Source organism: Roseibium sp. (genome assembly GCF_025698965.1).
Lineage (GTDB): Bacteria > Pseudomonadota > Alphaproteobacteria > Rhizobiales > Stappiaceae > Roseibium.
The window spans coordinates 1-13,403 of sequence record NZ_JAILWL010000133.1 but is presented as its reverse complement, the minus strand read 5'-3'; the positions used below and the strand labels follow the sequence as shown (position 1 = coordinate 13,403).

Annotated in this window: 15 protein-coding genes; 1 reads left to right on the top strand and 14 read right to left on the bottom strand. The window is 56.6% G+C overall.

The features are described from left to right. Positions 1 to 12 precede the first annotated feature (12 nt). The 14 genes from K5905_RS12760 to K5905_RS12695 form a co-directional block, all read right to left on the bottom strand. Positions 13 to 945 carry an IS481 family transposase gene (locus tag K5905_RS12760; RefSeq protein WP_297584380.1) on the bottom strand — a complete coding sequence of 311 codons (933 nt, stop codon included), beginning with the start codon at positions 943 to 945 and terminating at the stop codon, positions 13 to 15. 492 nt (positions 946 to 1,437) lie between these two features. After that, positions 1,438 to 2,652 (bottom strand): site-specific integrase, encoded by a 1,215-nt coding sequence (locus K5905_RS12755; protein WP_297584378.1) that lies wholly within the window; start codon positions 2,650 to 2,652, stop codon positions 1,438 to 1,440. Positions 2,653 to 3,028: 376 nt separating this feature from the next. Next, positions 3,029 to 3,226 (bottom strand): hypothetical protein, encoded by a 198-nt coding sequence (locus tag K5905_RS12750; protein WP_297584375.1) that lies wholly within the window; start codon positions 3,224 to 3,226, stop codon positions 3,029 to 3,031. Between the two features lie 31 nt (positions 3,227 to 3,257). Then, positions 3,258 to 3,668: a universal stress protein gene (locus K5905_RS12745; RefSeq protein ID WP_297584373.1), complete on the bottom strand. Its 411-nt coding sequence runs from the start codon at positions 3,666 to 3,668 to the stop codon at positions 3,258 to 3,260. Between the two features lie 34 nt (positions 3,669 to 3,702). Continuing rightward, positions 3,703 to 4,779, bottom strand: a complete 1,077-nt coding sequence (locus tag K5905_RS12740) for a putative sulfate exporter family transporter (RefSeq protein WP_297584370.1) — start codon at positions 4,777 to 4,779, stop codon at positions 3,703 to 3,705. A gap of 277 nt (positions 4,780 to 5,056) precedes the next feature. Then, positions 5,057 to 6,238, bottom strand: coding sequence for a UxaA family hydrolase (locus tag K5905_RS12735; protein WP_297584367.1), 1,182 nt, complete (start codon positions 6,236 to 6,238; stop codon positions 5,057 to 5,059). A gap of 12 nt (positions 6,239 to 6,250) precedes the next feature. Next, the gene (locus K5905_RS12730; protein WP_297584364.1) at positions 6,251 to 6,541 is read right to left on the bottom strand and encodes a UxaA family hydrolase; all 291 of its coding nucleotides are present in this window, start codon (positions 6,539 to 6,541) and stop codon (positions 6,251 to 6,253) included. Continuing rightward, positions 6,534 to 7,547, bottom strand: a complete 1,014-nt coding sequence (locus tag K5905_RS12725) for an alcohol dehydrogenase catalytic domain-containing protein (RefSeq protein ID WP_297584361.1) — start codon at positions 7,545 to 7,547, stop codon at positions 6,534 to 6,536. Before K5905_RS12725 ends, K5905_RS12730 begins: the two co-directional genes overlap by 8 nt. After that, positions 7,544 to 8,296 carry an SDR family oxidoreductase gene (locus K5905_RS12720; protein ID WP_297584358.1) on the bottom strand — a complete coding sequence of 251 codons (753 nt, stop codon included), beginning with the start codon at positions 8,294 to 8,296 and terminating at the stop codon, positions 7,544 to 7,546. The genes K5905_RS12725 and K5905_RS12720 overlap by 4 nt, the downstream gene beginning before the upstream one ends. 10 nt (positions 8,297 to 8,306) lie before the next feature. Then, on the bottom strand, positions 8,307 to 9,614 hold the full coding sequence (hisD, locus tag K5905_RS12715) for a histidinol dehydrogenase (RefSeq protein WP_297584355.1): 1,308 nt from the start codon (positions 9,612 to 9,614) through the stop codon (positions 8,307 to 8,309). An 8-nt stretch (positions 9,615 to 9,622) separates the two neighbouring features. Then, a complete protein-coding gene (locus K5905_RS12710) occupies positions 9,623 to 10,954 on the bottom strand; it encodes a TRAP transporter large permease (RefSeq protein ID WP_297584352.1) in 1,332 nt (443 codons plus the stop codon). 11 nt (positions 10,955 to 10,965) lie between these two features. Then, positions 10,966 to 11,481 carry a TRAP transporter small permease gene (locus K5905_RS12705; protein WP_297584349.1) on the bottom strand — a complete coding sequence of 172 codons (516 nt, stop codon included), beginning with the start codon at positions 11,479 to 11,481 and terminating at the stop codon, positions 10,966 to 10,968. A gap of 114 nt (positions 11,482 to 11,595) precedes the next feature. Beyond that, entirely contained in the window at positions 11,596 to 12,741 is a 1,146-nt protein-coding gene (locus K5905_RS12700) for a TRAP transporter substrate-binding protein (RefSeq protein ID WP_297584347.1), read from the bottom strand. 25 nt (positions 12,742 to 12,766) lie between these two features. Then, on the bottom strand, positions 12,767 to 12,955 hold the full coding sequence (locus tag K5905_RS12695; protein WP_297584343.1) for a hypothetical protein: 189 nt from the start codon (positions 12,953 to 12,955) through the stop codon (positions 12,767 to 12,769). A 155-nt stretch (positions 12,956 to 13,110) separates the two neighbouring features. On the opposite strand from K5905_RS12695, the gene K5905_RS12690 reads away from it, so the two are divergent. Next, positions 13,111 to 13,403, top strand: a 293-nt coding sequence (locus K5905_RS12690) for a LacI family DNA-binding transcriptional regulator (RefSeq protein WP_297584341.1), incomplete at its 3' end; no start/stop codon positions are given.

Here is a 13,403-nt window from a genome sequence, read left to right as displayed (position 1 = left end):
TGTGGTTTCTAATCAGGTTGTTCCCTTTAGGGCCTGAAGTGGCGTTTTGCCTTTGATGCCCATGTGTGGCCGCTTGGCGTTGTACCAGTCAAGCCATCTTGGCAGGTCGGCCTCGCGTGTCAGGGACGATTTGAACGGAATGGCGTAGGCCCATTCCCGTAGCATTGTCTGGATAAAGCGCTCTGCCTTGCCATTGGTTTTGGGTGTGTAGGGCCGGGTTCTGATGTGACGGATGGCAAGGCGCTGAAGGGTTCTTCGGAACAGCCTGGCAATGTAGCCGGAGCCGTTGTCTGTCATGACCCGTTCTACCTTGACGCCCCGCGCCTTGAACCAGCGTAGCGCCCGGATCAGGAAGCCGGTGGTGGACCGGCGGGTTTCGTCGGGCAGGACCTCGACATAGGCCAGCCGCGTTGCATCGTCGATGGCGACATGCAGATAGTCCCATCCCGCTCCCTGACTGCGCCCCTTGCGAGAGCCTGTGATCCGATGGCCGGTGCGCTCGAACCGCCCGAGTTTCTTGATGTCCAGATGTAGTAGTTCGCCAGGGTTCTGGCGCTGATAGCGCCGCACAGGCGGCTTGGGTTCGAGGCTGGCGAGACGGCCAAGACCAAGACGAGCCAACCATCCGGCAACCGTCGAACGGGCAAGATCCAGCTTTTCGCCGATCTCGGCCCCGGTCAGCCGATAATCCCGGCGCAAACGACCGATCGCACCGATCTGATGCGCCATCGTCTTGTTGGCGACGGTGTGCGGTCTGGAAGACCTGTTCTCCAGCCCGGCCGACCCCAGCATCCGGTACCGTTTCAGCCATTCCCGGGTTCGCCGCTCGCTCAAGCCAAACTCTGTCGCCACTATTTTAACCGGACGTCCTTCTTCAACGATCCGGCGGATCATCTCCGCTCGACCAAGCGGCGTCGTTCGGGCATTCTTGTGTGGGTTGTTCATCCTTGAAACCTTCCGGTGAGAGTTTGGCGACAAACACCTTCAGGCTTTCAATCCGGATGAACAACCTCCTCAGAACTCACAACTAGGCGGCAAGTAGAAAGATATGATTTGCAGTATGGCCCAGCTTACGCATGAAGTGCCTCCATTACCCAAAGAACGTTTGCCACAGGCAACCTGAGATCAATTTCGAGCAGATGAGAAACAAGGAGGAAAGCCTCTCAGAGCCAACCACAATTCTATCGCGGTTCCGAAATCTCGTAGGAGTTCGCGAGGGCCCAGGGGTTCACGTCCCTGACGGTCCTGCAGCAAGGCTGTCGAGGCAGTCGGCGTTGGAAAGCGCCCTCACCAGGAAAACTAAGCCTTTCCGCCGCAGATTAAAACCTCCATTCCCCGAAGGTTCGGAGTTGTTTGTGGAGATTGAATTTTGAAGATTGAAGTTTGAAACTGAGAGCTCGCTTGCGGACAAGCTTTCGCAGGTTCTCTCTCACAAATTCAACCCTTCTCCTTCAAAACCCAACTTTCCCACGCCAACATCATCTCGCGGCGTTGCTCAAGAAGGTCCGTTCGGTGGTAGGCCGCCTCGGTAGCGTTTCGAATAGTATGGGCAAGCGCACGTTCTGCCAGATCCCGTGGGTATCCGTTTTCGGACGCCCAGTCGCGAAAACTCGACCGAAAGCCATGAGCGGTTGCGATACGACCCGGCGTATCGCTGGCCACGTTGTTGTCCCGCAAACACTTGGTGAGCGTCATGTCGCTGACGGGCGTGTTCTTTCGCGAGGGGAACACAAGCGACGTTTTTTCTAGATCTGCACCTTCTTTCACTCCTTCCATCAACTCCAGGAGATACGGCGATAACGGCACACGATGGGCAACTTTTGCTTTCATTCGCTGGGCCGGCAGCGTCCAGACACGATTGTCGAAGTCAATTTCGGTCCACTCCATCTGCCGAACTTCGCCCGAGCGCGCAGCGGTCAGGATCAAGAATTCAAGCATAAGTTTGGTCGGTGTCTGCAATCCGCTACGCAGAACGTCACGCACGAAGACCGGCACATCACGCCAGGGCACGGCAGGCTGGTTGGCGACACGCTCTCTTTTTCCGGGTTGCTTGGGGAGAATTTGGCTCACCACCGAGACCGGGCTTGCAAGGATGTAGCCGTGAGCCGCGCACCATTTCATGACGGCGTCGCAGCGCTGTTTGACCCGCGAAGCGGTCTCGGGTTTCTCAAGCCAAATAGGTTTCAGCGCAACCGCAAAATCTGCAGGCGTCAGATTTGATACCTGCACCCTCCCGATGGATGGAAACACATATTGCTCAAGCGTATTGATCCATTGATCGGAATGTTTCTTGTTTCGAAATCCAGGCTTCAGGTCTTCGTGGACTTGGCGTGCCGCCTCGGCAAATGTCGGGAGCGATAATTTTCGCTTCTCGCCCTCAAGAGCCCGCTTGCGATCCTCAATCGGATCTTTTCCGCTTTCCAGCAGCCTGCGCGCCCGGAACGCCTCTTCTCTGGCAATTTTGATCGACACCACCGGATAACTGCCCAGTCCCATGTCGCGTCGTTTACCCGTCTCAGGAGATTTGAACCGAAAGACCCATTTGCCTTTACCCAAAGACGCACCGGGAAAGAAATACAGGCCCCGTACCGCCCCATCCGAGATGGCCTTGTCACCCGGTTTGCATTTTCTGGCTTTTGCGTCAGTGAACATTGATTTCGGAGACCCATCTTTCAAAATTCAATAGCTTCAGACCATCAATCAGCCCATCACAAATGGTGCCGTTCAATTAGACTGCATGAGACCGAGTGATACGCTGATTTGAATCTTTAAGTCAAATCTCTCAATAATTACAAACAATAATGACTTCAGCTAAGTGCAATTGAGATGATATGAGACAGTTTTTATGGCGGACTCTCTCTCCGCCATATTTCCTTCAGAATCGATTTGCTCCGAGCGGATGACAAGCCGGTGTTGCGCCCAGGCGTATGAACTCGGGCCGGTCAGCCTTGTTTTCTTCGTAAGGCGTGCGGCGGGCTCTTTTCAGAACATGACAGGGACAGGTGTGAAGGCCCGTCAATTCACCTGCCTAGAACGGTGCAAGCACACGCCAGTCATTGCTTTTTTCCGAATGTGGCCGACTTTGGTGCTTCAGAACGTCAACGAGGCCCGTTCTGAAGGTCTGATCGGTCAGGTTACGGGCGATCTCATTCAACAATTCCGCGTCGTCTGCTCGCACCCTGCATGTCACGCTGACGATGGCTCCGGTGTTTTCGCTCTGCCCCATGTTCATCCTCCCTTGTGCCTGCCAGCCCAAATCAATCCCGGACCACGAAAACCGAACATCCGGCGCGGCGGACAACCCGCGAGGCCGTAGAACCCAAAAAGTAATCCGTCGCTGTCGGGTGATGTGATCCCACAAGGATCAGGTCGATATCGTTGTCGTCGGCATATTGTGCGATTTGAACGCCCGGCTTGCCGGTGACGACCTTGCACTCAATTGCACTGTCTCCCGCTGCAACGCTCCGGAGCCGGTCGGTGATCTTCTGCGTGAGATGATTGTCGATCTTCAGATCCACGAACTCGGAAACAAATCCGGGAACGTTCTCCAGAACCGTCAGAAGCGTGATCCGGCCGCCGTCCGCAAGCAGGTGTCGTGCGTTTTCGAGTTTGCGCTCGACGATGTTTTCATGATCAAGCGCCACCGGGATGAGGATATTCCTGTACATCGCAATTGCTCCTCTTTTGTCTCCAACTTAAAATTCAGCCAAGGGGTTGAGGCCCGAGAAGGATCAGGCCTGCACCAACCAGAACAGCCAGAAATACCGTTTCGGCAACCAACAGGGCGACCGATGCGCGTCCGACTTTCAGCAGATCCTTGGGAACTGTTTTCAATCCGACGGCTGCGATTGCCAGAAGCAGCAGCCAGCGTGAAGCGGAGGCAGCCGTGTCGGTCACGGATACAGGCAGCGGCACAAATGAGTTCAACGTTGCAAGCGCAATAAACCCGGCTACAAAAAACGGAATCAGAGGAGGTCGAGCTCCACCGTCTTCTTCCCTGTTTCCTGTTGTGCGGATGACGAGCACGGCAAGAACGACGATGGGAGCGAGCATGGCGACACGTATGAGTTTGACGAGCGTTGCGGTTTCGCCGGTGACCTCCGAAATGGAAAAACCAGCCCCCACAACCTGTGCAACGTCGTGGATGGTCGCGCCCAGATAGATACCGGCCGTCCAGTCGTCAAAGGCAAGCGCCTGTCCGAGAACGGGATAGAGGATCATAGCCACGGTGGAAAGAATGGTCACACCAACCACCGTGAAAACCAGTCGTTCCTCGGAGCGGTCGTCACGCGGCAAGATCGCGGCGATTGCCATGGCAGCCGAGGCACCACAGATGGCGACAGATCCCGCCGACAACAGACCGAACCTGTATCGGAAACCGAACACGCGTGCCGACGCGAGGCCGAAACCAATTGTGGCCAGCACTGCGCCAATCACCAGACCCACGACCTGAATACCCAGTGCGCCGACAACCTCAAAACTGATCCTGAGACCAAGCAAGGCAACGCCGAGCCTCAACAACTGGCGGGCCCCGAAGGCAATCCCGGTACTGCATCGGGCATCTTCGGACAGGAAGTTGAGGGCGACGCCAAGGAGCAAGGCCAGCAACATGGCCGGTGCACCATAGTGTTCGGCAATGAACTGGCTTGCCAGCGCAATCACTCCGGCCACCAAAACCCCCGGAGCAACGCCTTGAATGCGTCGCTTCAATGCGTAAGTCGACCAGGCGAAGGTTTCCTTCGCACGCCCGATGGTGCCAGGAGAACTAGATTTTTCCATTTGCAGTCTTTCGAATGGCATTCAGGCAACGAGCCGGGACGTCGACCCCGTTCGCTCCGCCCGACCTGACAGAGGCTGCACAGTGCTTGCCCCGCCGGCAGGCTTCATGCATCGTATCGACCTACGTCAGCAACCTAGTGAGCGACGCCCGAAACAGGTCTTGTTCAAAGAGTTTCAAGGCGTTCAGACCCGTCGCCTCGGCACGGCTGATCCGTTCCGCTGGTGTCATGAAACCCCGTCGAGCAGGTGACTGTAATGACAGCCACCTGCCTTTCCATCAGGCGCTTCGATAGAGCTTGGTCATCGAGAATTCACGATGCCCGAGTGCTTCGGCAGCCGTGTTGCGGCCATTGGCGGTACGCCGGATCATCTCGATCAATTCGTCGCCGGCTTCATCGATGGTCATTTCCCGCCTGAGAATACCCGACACATCCACGTCCACATGCTCGCTCATGGTCCGGACCGTGCGCGGATTGGCGGTGATCTTGATGACGGGCACGATCGGATTGCCGACCACGTTGCCCTGGCCGGTCGGGAACGTATGGATCACGGCTCCACCTGCGGCCATCAGCGTCACGCATTCAGCGGCTGCGGACGACGAATCCATGAAGTAAAGCCCCTTGCCTGCATCGGGTGCTTCCGCCGGTTCGAGAATATCCACGTACCGGGATGTGCGGCCAATTTTTTCCAGGTTTCCGAGCGCCTTTTCCTCGATTGTGGTCAAACCACCCTCAATATTGCCCTTGGTGGGCTGACTGTCGGACAGATCATCGGTCTGGTGAGCGAAGATCACATCATCCTGATATGCCTTCCACATCTTGTACCAGCGTTCCCCAACCTCTTCGTTGACCGCGCGTTTCTGGCAAATGTGCTCAGCTCCGGTAATCTCGGATGTTTCTCCGAAAAAGCCAGTAATGCCTTCAGGTAGCAGCTTGTCATACATGTTGCCGACGGTCGGGCAGGATCCGAGACCCGTGGTGGTATCGCTTTCGCCGCATTTGGTCGAGATCCACAGGTCGCTGAGCGCACATTCCTCGCGTTGCAATTCCGTGGACCAGTGCACGAATTCCTTGGCTTTCCACGAAGCTGCGCGGATGGTTTCGAAGTCGCCGTTCTGTTCGATCGAGAATTCAGCGACCGGCTTGCCTGTCCTGCGGATACCGTCCGCAATGCGTTTGGTCCAGCCCGGTTCGATCCCGATCACCACAACAGCTGCAACATTCGGATTGGCACCGGTTCCGATCATGGTGCGAAAATGCAATTCGAGGTCTTCGCCGAACTGAAGCCGACCATAGGCATGCGGAATGGCGAGCGTACCCTTGACGTTGTTTGCAACAGCCTCGCACGCCGCGTTCGAGATATCGTCCACAGGGAGAATGACGACGTGATTGCGTACACCAACACGACCGTTTTCCCGTCGATACGCCTTCACCGTGATGTTTGAATATTTGGAGGACATGGACACGGCTCCTTACCAGCGCTTGGTTTTGCAATTGTGCGTGTGGACGTGACCGCCCTTTGGAATGTCGGCAACGATCTTGCCGATGTCCTCGCCGTATTTTGTGGCCGTGTCGCCTTCCTTGAGGTCCTTCAAAGCAATCTTGTGACCAATGGGAACGTCTGCTCCCGATGTCAGGTGAAAAGTGGAATTGTCATGGGTAACACAGCACAGCATATCCGTGCCGGCGGTAAGCCCCTCCACGACAACCACACCGACATTGTCGGCATGCTCATGTACGAGCAGGTGGGGAATTTCAGACATGAACGTCTCCTGTTAAGTCTGGCTTGAGTAAAATTTTCGGTGCCGCGATGCGGCCCGCGCGTAGATCGGAAAAGGCACCGGCACCTTCGGAAAGAGACCGGGTTTCAATCCAGTCGAGAGACCCGAGCCGGCCGTCAAAGATGGCGTCAGTCGTGTCTTTGAAGTCCTGGGCGGTGTAAGTGTAGGTGCCTAGAAATGTTATTTCCTGAAGTGTCATTCGGCGGATATCGAGACCGCCTTCGGCAGATCCGAGCCCGATGTGAGCAATGACCCCGCCCGGCCTGGCGACACGGGATGCCAGGGAGCGTGTGGGGGCAAAGCCGACCGCATCGATTACAATGTCGAACTGACCTGCTTCGTCCGGTTCCGTGATCTGCAGAACGTCGAACCCGCAGACGGTTCGGAGAAGATCGGCACGTTCTGAGTTGAGTTCGATGATGCGGATGTCGACAACGCCCTGCGCCTTCAGGCTGAGCGCAGCGCCAACGCCGATTGCGCCACCGCCAATTACCAGTGCTGACGGATTTTCCACGCTTTCCGGCAACGCACGTTTTGCCAGCCGCACAGCATGCCAGCCGCAGGCGATCGGCTCGGCTAGAGCGGCCTGATTATCGGTGACGTGACCGGGAACGGGTACAAGATTTTGTTCCGGCATGGCCAGGAAGTCGGCAAACCCGCCTTCGCGCGGCTGCATGGAAATGATCTGCCGATCCGGGCACAGGTTGTCGCGACCGGATCGGCAGGCCGGACAGGTTCCGCAAGTCACAAGCGGATTGACGGTCACGCGCTTGCCGGACGACGGTCCGCTTGCAATGGTTCCTGCAACTTCATGACCGAGAATTAGCGGTGCCGGACGGCGTTCATCGTGCCCGAGATAGGCATGCATGTCCGAACCGCAGATGCCCGTGCAAGCAACGCGAATAAGCACTTCGCCCGGCTTCGGCTCCGGGTCGGGAACACTGCGGTAGACCAGATTTTCCGGTCCTGTATAAACCAGCGCCTTCATTTTGCGGTGAACCCTCCATCGACCATGAGAACCTGACCGGTGACAAAGTCGGACGCAGACGACGACAGAAACAGAAGCGGCCCGTCGATATCATCCAACCGGCCATTCCGACCGACACAGGTCTGCGCCGCGTTGCGCGACGCTCGGTCTTCATCCCCAAACACGGCGGCTGTCAGTTCGGTTGGAAAAAAGCCGGGTCCAATCGCATTGGCATTGATGCCGTCTTTCGACCAGGCTTCCGCCATCGCCCTGGTCAGTTGCGAAACACCGCCTTTGGAAGCGCCATAGGCGATGCCTCCGGGAAAAGCCCTGCTTGACTGCAGGGAGGCGAAATTGATGATGCGTCCCCACCCTGCTTCCACCATCGCCGGGACAAGCGCCTGACTGAGAAAGAATGGAACTGTCAGATTGAGGGTGATTGTAATGTCCCATCCATCCGGCGTGACCTCATCCGCAGGCTGCCTTGCGTTGATACCCGCTGCATGAACAACAATCTGCGGTGCGCCGAAGGGCTCGTTTATGCGTCTGACGACGTCCTGCAAGGATGCCCGGTCACTCAGGTCGGCGATGACTGCAGCCGTCTGACCAGTCGCGCTGTCACGCCAGCCTGCAAGTTCGTCGGCCCGCCGGGCGACACCGACAACCGATGCGCCTGCTTCCGCCAGCACCGTTGCCGCGCGCCGTCCAAGTCCGGAACTGGCGCCGGTAACGCAAGCGACCTTTCCCGAAACGTCAAATAAATCACTCATGTCGGTTGCTTCAGGCTTCGGCTTTCAGGTCAAAGGTTTCATCCGGGAAGTATTTCTTCAGTCGGATGTCAGCCGTGCGCGCATGCCCTTCCATGCCTTCAAGACGTGAAATGCGGGCAGTGGCTTCTGCCACCGGTTTGGCCCCATCACGGGTGGCCCGCTGCCAGGTGACAATCTTCATGAACTTGTGCACCGAGAGGCCGCCGGTATAAGTCGCGGCGCCGGAAGTCGGCAGTACATGGTTGGTTCCGGAAGCCTTGTCACCAAAGGCAACCGTGGTTTCTTCCCCCAGGAACAACGAGCCGTAGCAGGCCAGTCGGTTCAGCCACCAGTCGAGATCCTCCGCCTGGACCGTCAGGTGCTCGGGAGCATAAGTGTCCGATGTTTCCGCCATCTCTTCGCGGGTATCGCACAAGATAACTTCGGCGTAGTCGCGCCAGGCCGCAGTGGCATTTTCGCGATTGACGTCCGGCAGATCGTCAATGAGCTGTGGCACGAGCTGCATGACTTCTTCGGCAAGCGACCGTGTGTCGGTAACAAGCCAGACCGGAGAGTTGTAGCCATGCTCGGCCTGCCCCACCAGATCGGCTGCGACGACTTCGGGGTCGGCGGAAGCGTCGGCCAGGATCAGACTGTCGGTTGGACCTGCGATCATGTCGATGCCGACGCGTCCGAACAGGATGCGCTTTGCTTCGGCGACAAACTGGTTGCCAGGTCCAACGAGGATATTGGCTTTCGGCAGGTCGAACAGACCGAACGTCATTGCCGCGACGCCCTGCACACCTCCCATCGCCAGGATCTTGTCTGCACCACAGATCTTGGCCGCATAGATAATGGCAGGATTGATGCCGACACCCGGACGGGGCGGCGAGCAAGCGATAATGTTCTCGCAACCGGCAACCTTCGCGGTCGTGACCGTCATGATCGCGCTGGCAATATGCGCGTAACGCCCGCCTGGAATGTAGCAACCGGCGGTCTTTACCGGGATGCTCTTTTGTCCAGCGATCAGGCCGGGGACGATCTCAACCTCAACGTCCGTGCAGGTTTTCTTTTGTGTTTCGGCAAAACGCTTCACGTTCGCATGGGCAAACTCAATGTCGCGTTTCAGCTTCTCAGGAACTTGCGCGGAAGCAGACTCGATTTCCTCGTCCGTGAGGACGATGGAACCGTCGTATTTGTCGAACTTGGCGGCATAGTCCAGGGCTACGGCTTCGCCACCGGTTTCAATGCTGTTGAGGATGTCCTGCACGATCCTGGTAGTGTCGGAAGCGTCGCTACGGGAAGTCAAAGACGCTTTTTTGAGATACGCAATAGGCATTTTCAGTCCTACTTGTAGATTTCAGGAAGCAGCGAGGTGGAAATTGCCGGCACATAGGCAATCAGCAGCGTCACACCGAGCATGAAGAGAACGAAGGGAACGGCACGGGCGGCAATCTTGAGGATCGACTCGCCGGTCAGACCGGACACCACGAAAAGATTGAGACCGAGCGGAGGCGTTATGAAACCGACGCCGAGCGCGGTTATCATCATGATGCAGAACTGAATTTCGTTCATACCGATGTTGTCGGCCAACGGCTTCAGAATGGGTGCCAGAATCACGATGTTCGGCGTGGTTTCCATGACGCAGCCGGCCGCAATCAGAATGCCGATCATCAACAGGATCAGCAGCATCGGGTCGTTCGTGAGCGTGGTCACCGAGTATACGAAACCCTGAGGTACACCGAGGATCGCCAATGCCTGTGCCAGGGGCAGCGAAAAGGCGATGATGGGTACGATCACACCGTTCACCTTGGCCGAGCTGACAAGCATCGCCGGAAAGTCGGACAATTTCAGCGTGCCGAGAATGAAGCCCATGCCGATTGTCACCACGACCGCAACAGCCCCTGCTTCCGTCGGTGTCAGGCGGCCTGAGAAGATGCCGTAGAAAATGATGCCAGGAACGATAAAGGCATACCAACCCGACTTCAGCGCACTACCGATATTCGCCAACCACTCGGAAAAGGTCATGAGGCCGCCGCCTTCATAAGCGTAGATACGGTTCATGACGATGTTGGTCACCAGGATCGAAACCAGGATGGCAAGGCCGGGGATCAAGGCAGCCAGGAACAATGTCGAGGCTGAAATTCCCAGAACCAGTCCGATGATGATGTAGGCAATCGACGGCGGGATCAGAATTCCTGTACAGGCACCGGCGGCAACCAGTGCGCAGGCATAAGGGCGCGGGTATCCGCTTTCGACAAGACGATCGATGGTCATGCGCCCGACCGCCGCTGCCCCCGCCGCATCAGACCCGGATATCGCCGAGAACATGCCACAGACCAGTACGGTTGCCGATCCGAAACCACCCTTTGCCCAGCAGGTCATGGCTTCGGCGACATCAAGAAATTTGCGGCTGAGCCCGGTTCGCACAAGAACATCGCCGGTCAGGATGAAAAGCGGAACAGCGGTCAGGGCGAAATGGTCGATGCCGTGAAACAGACTTTCGCCGACAAGCGACAACGGCAAGGCGCCGGATATCATCAGCATCGCGATGGCCGCAGCGCCAATTGCTGCCCAGACCGGCACGGCAAGCGCCACCAGGCCTACGAAAATCAAAACGGGACCGTAAATCTCCCAACCGAGTTCAACTGTCTGTTGCTGAAGGTGTTGCCAGAGCATGATCGTTCCCTTCAGTCGAACAGTTTGTCACCTTCGTAGACGGGACGTCCGTCACGAAGGTCGCGAAGATCGCGGATGAAAGATTGAAACAGGCGAAACAGGACCAGGCCAAAACCGATGGGAACGGCCATCAGGAACCAGACCTGAGAAATACGAAGCCCGTGGGTTACGGACCCGAATTTCGCCGACACGAGAACAGTTTCGAGTGACCAGTAAAACGCCACCAGCGACACGGCGAACATCACGACATCACCGAATACGTAAAGCACTGCCTTCACACGTGGTCCGACATACTGCATCAAAACGTCGATGCGGATGTGACCACGTTCCTTGACCGCCGCCGCCGCGCCGATCCAGGCAAGATAGATGAAGGAGTAACGGACGATTTCTTCACCCCAGATTGAGGAGTAGGCAAAAACCTCGCGCCGCACGACTTCCACAAACATGGTCAGGACAAGCATCACGTAAAAAACGAGAAGCAGCCATCGCTCGCCATTCTGGTTAATGTTGCTGAGAATTTTGGACATGAGCACTCGCTTGCCGGGCTCGCAATGGCCGAAGCCTTACGCGCACAACACTTGGATCTTTGCGTGTTCGGGAATAGATTGGCCCGGCACACGTTGGGCGCCGGGCCAGGGGCATCAGGCGTCGTGCACGTAATACCGGCCGCGTGTATTGGCGGCTTCTTCAAGCTTATCAAAGGCGTCCATCGAACCGGCAAGTTCGACCTTGAACTGATCCCATTCCGAACGCTGGTACCCGCCTGCTTCCTGCCACTCGGCAAGCTGGTCTTCCGACAATGAATGGAATTCAACCCCTGCCTTGACCAGCTCCGACATGGCGTAGGAGCGGGCAGCGGGAACTTTTGCCAGGTTTTGAGCGGCCGTGATTTCACCGGCAAACTCAATGCCTTCCTGAACGTCTGACGGCAGGGAGTTGAACCACTCCAGGTTCATCGAATAGACCTGACTGTCCGGAACAGCCTGCGTGAAGGTCACATGGCTGAGGATGTCCTTGAAGCCGAATACGTAAAGCGCACCGACGGACGGATCGAGCGCGTCAGCCACGCCTTGCTTGATTGCCGAGGGCGTTTCCCCCCAGGCTACGGGCGTCGGGTTGGCGCCAACCATGCGGTAATACTGCTGCAGCATGGCGGACCCTGGAACGCGGAATTTTACACCGTCCAGGTCACCTGGAGTGATGACGGCGCCTGCGCCCCCTTTGCGAACTGCCACAACGCGCGGGTCAATCACAACATAAAAGAGCGCCTTGAACCCGGAAGCTTCGACCTTCGGATGGACTTCCTTTTTCCAGGCATCAGACGTCACAAGATTGGTGAAGCGCTGATTGGAACCGCAGAAATACGGCATGTTGATCAAATCAACCGCAGATGCGAAAGGCGCGAAGTTGGAAAGAGAGTGCTGTGCAGCCTGAATGGTTCCACCCTGCACGGCTTGGGCCAGTGCACCGCCGGCCCCCAACTGTCCGCCAGGAGCAAGTTTGACATAAACCTTGCCGTTGGTTGCGTTTTGAATGTTTTCCTTCAGATCCAGCTGCATGATCGGATAACTGCGTGACGCACCCAGGATATAGGCAGTCGCGAGGGTCATGATGTGATCGGCAGCGGCTTCTCTTTGCTTTTCTTCAGCAGCAATCTGTGCGGAAGCCTGTTCTGACCAAAGCACTCCCGCAGCGCCTGCAACGAGAGCAGCCGTCAGGCTGCCACGTCCGGCGAGTTTCAGGAAATTGCGGCGCTCAGTTGATTTGAGTTCGTCGTACTTCTTCATAAAATTCCTCCCAGAATTCTGGTTCTCAGCGTTGTTCCTGGCGATCTTTTTCATCAGCTTCTTTGCGAAGCACGGCTGCCACGAACGCTATCGAAACAGCGCACAAAAGCAGCATCTCACCAACATTTCCCAGGAATGGTGAACCGCCGAACGATCCGATCGATACGTTGATCACAAAGAGTGCGAAAAACACCGATGCAAGAGCCAGCAACATGATCACCTCCCATTGACCAATTCCCTCGGCGAGCAAAATGTAAGCGCTTACATTTTTATTTGCAAGCGAAAAAGTTATTTTCTTGGAGTGGGAAAAACTGTAAGCAAAATCCAGACTTTGGCGTCATTCCAGATGCCGGCGTTTGGAATTGTGCAATGGACGAAACCAAAAGATTGCAGAGCGGCACGGTCCCCAAGCTTGCCGACGTTGCCCGAACAGCAGGTGTTTCAACTGCAACGGTTTCGCGCTGCCTTAACCTGCCCGACCAGGTCAAGGAAAAGACCATGCGCAAAGTCATGGACGCCATTGAACAGCTTGGATATTCGCCCAATTACAGCGCCCGTGCCCTGGCCGCCAATCGCACCAACACGGTTGGCGCGATCATTCCAACGATGGACAACGCAATCTTCGCGCGCGGCATTCAGGCGTTCCAGGAAGAGCTTCACAA

What these genes read in the sequence shown, in the direction of transcription:
- K5905_RS12760 (WP_297584380.1), bottom strand. Translation starts at nt 945, where the DNA reads ATGAACAACCCACACAAGAATGCCCGAACGACGCCGCTTGGTCGAGCG.
- K5905_RS12755 (WP_297584378.1), bottom strand. Translation starts at nt 2,652, where the DNA reads ATGTTCACTGACGCAAAAGCCAGAAAATGCAAACCGGGTGACAAGGCC.
- K5905_RS12750 (WP_297584375.1), bottom strand. Translation starts at nt 3,226, where the DNA reads ATGGGGCAGAGCGAAAACACCGGAGCCATCGTCAGCGTGACATGCAGG.
- K5905_RS12745 (WP_297584373.1), bottom strand. Translation starts at nt 3,668, where the DNA reads ATGTACAGGAATATCCTCATCCCGGTGGCGCTTGATCATGAAAACATC.
- K5905_RS12740 (WP_297584370.1), bottom strand. Translation starts at nt 4,779, where the DNA reads ATGGAAAAATCTAGTTCTCCTGGCACCATCGGGCGTGCGAAGGAAACC.
- K5905_RS12735 (WP_297584367.1), bottom strand. Translation starts at nt 6,238, where the DNA reads ATGTCCTCCAAATATTCAAACATCACGGTGAAGGCGTATCGACGGGAA.
- K5905_RS12730 (WP_297584364.1), bottom strand. Translation starts at nt 6,541, where the DNA reads ATGTCTGAAATTCCCCACCTGCTCGTACATGAGCATGCCGACAATGTC.
- K5905_RS12725 (WP_297584361.1), bottom strand. Translation starts at nt 7,547, where the DNA reads ATGAAGGCGCTGGTTTATACAGGACCGGAAAATCTGGTCTACCGCAGT.
- K5905_RS12720 (WP_297584358.1), bottom strand. Translation starts at nt 8,296, where the DNA reads ATGAGTGATTTATTTGACGTTTCGGGAAAGGTCGCTTGCGTTACCGGC.
- hisD (WP_297584355.1), bottom strand. Translation starts at nt 9,614, where the DNA reads ATGCCTATTGCGTATCTCAAAAAAGCGTCTTTGACTTCCCGTAGCGAC.
- K5905_RS12710 (WP_297584352.1), bottom strand. Translation starts at nt 10,954, where the DNA reads ATGCTCTGGCAACACCTTCAGCAACAGACAGTTGAACTCGGTTGGGAG.
- K5905_RS12705 (WP_297584349.1), bottom strand. Translation starts at nt 11,481, where the DNA reads ATGTCCAAAATTCTCAGCAACATTAACCAGAATGGCGAGCGATGGCTG.
- K5905_RS12700 (WP_297584347.1), bottom strand. Translation starts at nt 12,741, where the DNA reads ATGAAGAAGTACGACGAACTCAAATCAACTGAGCGCCGCAATTTCCTG.
- K5905_RS12695 (WP_297584343.1), bottom strand. Translation starts at nt 12,955, where the DNA reads ATGTTGCTGGCTCTTGCATCGGTGTTTTTCGCACTCTTTGTGATCAAC.